Here is a 2,624-nt window from a genome sequence, read left to right on the forward strand (position 1 = left end):
AAATATGGAGATGAAAAAGTTCATATTTGGAGAAGAAGTATAGATGTGAGACCGCCTGCACTTACTGAAGATGATCCCCGATATGAAGCGAATAATCCGAGATACAAAACGTTAAAAAAAGGCGAGTTCCCATTAACTGAATGTTTAGAGGATACGGAGAAAAGAGTACTTGATTATTGGCATGCAAAAATCGCACCGGCATTAAAAAATGGTGAAAAAGTAATTATTTCATCACACGGCAATACGATTCGTTCACTTGTGAAATACTTAGACAATCTCTCAAATGATGGTGTAGTAACATTAAATATACCGACTAGCATTCCGCTTGTTTATGAATTGGACGAAAATTTACATCCGATTCGTCATTATTACTTAAGTATGGACGGAGAAGTACCTGAAGGGGAAATTCCGAAACATATTTATTTTTAACGTGAAAATTTGAAACGCATGCTTGTCTACATATACAATGTAGATTCATGATAAAAGACGTGGCCTGCTTCTAATGTATATGCGATGTAGCTAACTTTAGAAGGTTGTCCACGTCTTTTGTCATAAAGATGGCTCTTTGCGCATGTAATGGTATCGTGAGTAGTTTTGGAATGGAGGGTGATGTGATTGACGATCTCTAACATTCGAATCGGCTTATTTATTTTAGCAATCGTCTTTATTGTTCTTGTTTTCTTTTATTGGAAAAATGAAGAATTGTATGAGGAGAAGAAACAACGAATTCGAAAAACGTGGTACGGTTTGTTCATAACATCAGTCACAGTTTATTTCACGATAAAAGGAATAGATTTAACCCTCTGGAAAAATCTTTTAATGTTTACTGCGATGGTAATTTTCGTTGATATTGYATTCATTTTGACACCTAACATTTCAGAAATATGGGGTGCAAAATTCAGTGATATCGGAAAGACGGTCCAATCAATTAAACGGTCATTAATTGCTTCAAAAGCAAGAGGAGAAATATATACGACAATTATTCAAAATGTAAATCCAGCAGCATTTGGGACAATGGAATGGCACACGGAAGAAGAATATACAAAAAGTTTAAACGCATTTCTTGATTCGTATGGTGAAAAAGTAGGTGCGAAAATTGTTGTATTTGAAGCAGCGAACGAATTAAATACGAATTTCCGTGGTATTCGCTCTCAATTTAGTATTACAGTACCTCTAGAACATATAGAGCAATGGAATGGCCAGCAAGCGGTTCAAGTAGAAAATGTCGGAATTATACCAGCAAAAATAGTGAATGATGTTTTTATTGTTATTGATGGGAAGAAGAATAACCTTCAAGATCGAGATTTTGAAAATGTATATAATTTAACAATACATCATAGTTATTTTTGTAAGTAGGACAGAATCTTTTTCTGTCCTTTTCATCTATACATAATGTTTAAAAAAATTCGGACACAGTTGTATAAAATAGGACAATCATTCCTACACTAGCACGTAGAGGTGATTGCAGTGATAAAAGAATATGACAATGATTTTTTTAAAGAAGAAAATGAAGATGCAACAGATTTTTCTTTAATAAAAGGAGATACTTTGCAGCAAGTAGAAGAGTTAGAAGAAGAATTAAAAAGAAAGTGATAAGTGTACACGCTGTCTATATTTACTATATAATATAAATAAAAGATTGTATCTTTTGTAAAAGGGGGAGAAGGTATGGCAGAATTAAATGTACAAAAGTCTTCGTTTTTTAAAGATAAAAAGGAAGAATCAAATACAGATTTCTCTCTTGTGAAAGGTGCATTAACGGAAAAAATAGATCACTTAGAGAAACTGATTGATGGGAAAACATCTAAATATATACAACATAAGAAATTGAAGGAGAATACATAAATGTGTTCTCCTTTAATTTTTTGTTTCGTTATTGGTAGGGAATTATTCAGTATAAAAGTAAAATGGTGAATCATGATATAATAGAAGGTGATTTAAGTTATTTACATATGGATTGTATTTGAGAGAGGAGCTTGAAAAATGTATTCTACTTTAGAACAATTAACAAAGCACCCTGTATTTTATCATTTTGCAGAAATTTCAAAGATTCCTAGAGGATCAGGTAATGAAAAAGAAATTAGTGATTACTTAGTGAGTTTCGCAAAGGAACGTAATTTAGAAGTTATTCAAGACGAAGCGTTAAATGTCATTATAAAAAAAGAAGCTACTTCTGGTTATGAGAATGTTCCAGCTATTATCATTCAGGGGCACTCTGATATGGTGTGCGAAAAAAACCAAGCGACAGTTCATGATTTTGAGAAAGATCCAATTGAATTAAGAATTATTGGTGATATGTTATATGCAAGCGAAACTACATTAGGTGCTGATAATGGTATTGCCGTTGCATATGCATTAGCATTATTAGATTCAACAGACATTCCGCATCCAGCTTTAGAAGTTGTTATTACAACTGAAGAAGAAACGACAATGGGCGGTGCATTCGCTGTCGATTCAAATCATTTTGACGGAAAAATATTTATTAATATTGATTCTGAAGAAGATCATAAATTACTAGTAAGTAGCGCAGGTGGTGCGAAAGCAGTTGAAACGATTTCAGTGATTTGGGATGAAGCGCCAGTAGATATGGACACATACCGACTATATGTTGGTGGACTTAAAGG

5 protein-coding genes are annotated in these 2,624 nt (G+C 33.2%); all 5 read left to right on the top strand.

From position 1 onward, the window contains the following. On the top strand, positions 1-429 hold a 429-nt coding region (locus AC1DTM_RS22285), incomplete at its 5' end, for a 2,3-bisphosphoglycerate-dependent phosphoglycerate mutase (protein WP_477000899.1). A gap of 186 nt (positions 430-615) precedes the next feature. After that, complete coding sequence (locus AC1DTM_RS22290; protein WP_477000900.1) at positions 616-1,356, top strand: type II toxin-antitoxin system SpoIISA family toxin; 741 nt, start codon at positions 616-618, stop codon at positions 1,354-1,356. A 111-nt stretch (positions 1,357-1,467) separates the two neighbouring features. Next, on the top strand, positions 1,468-1,593 hold the full coding sequence (locus tag AC1DTM_RS22295) for a hypothetical protein (RefSeq protein ID WP_002109948.1): 126 nt from the start codon (positions 1,468-1,470) through the stop codon (positions 1,591-1,593). Positions 1,594-1,668: 75 nt separating this feature from the next. Then, positions 1,669-1,845 (top strand): hypothetical protein, encoded by a 177-nt coding sequence (locus tag AC1DTM_RS22300; protein WP_002109949.1) that lies wholly within the window; start codon positions 1,669-1,671, stop codon positions 1,843-1,845. A gap of 138 nt (positions 1,846-1,983) precedes the next feature. After that, positions 1,984-2,624 (top strand): zinc-binding metallopeptidase family protein (locus AC1DTM_RS22305; protein WP_477000901.1); only part of this gene is annotated, 641 nt, incomplete at its 3' end.

It is taken from the genome of Bacillus sp. P4_D3, assembly GCF_056401855.1.

What these genes read in the sequence shown, in the direction of transcription:
- AC1DTM_RS22300 (WP_002109949.1), top strand. Translation starts at nt 1,669, where the DNA reads ATGGCAGAATTAAATGTACAAAAGTCTTCGTTTTTTAAAGATAAAAAG.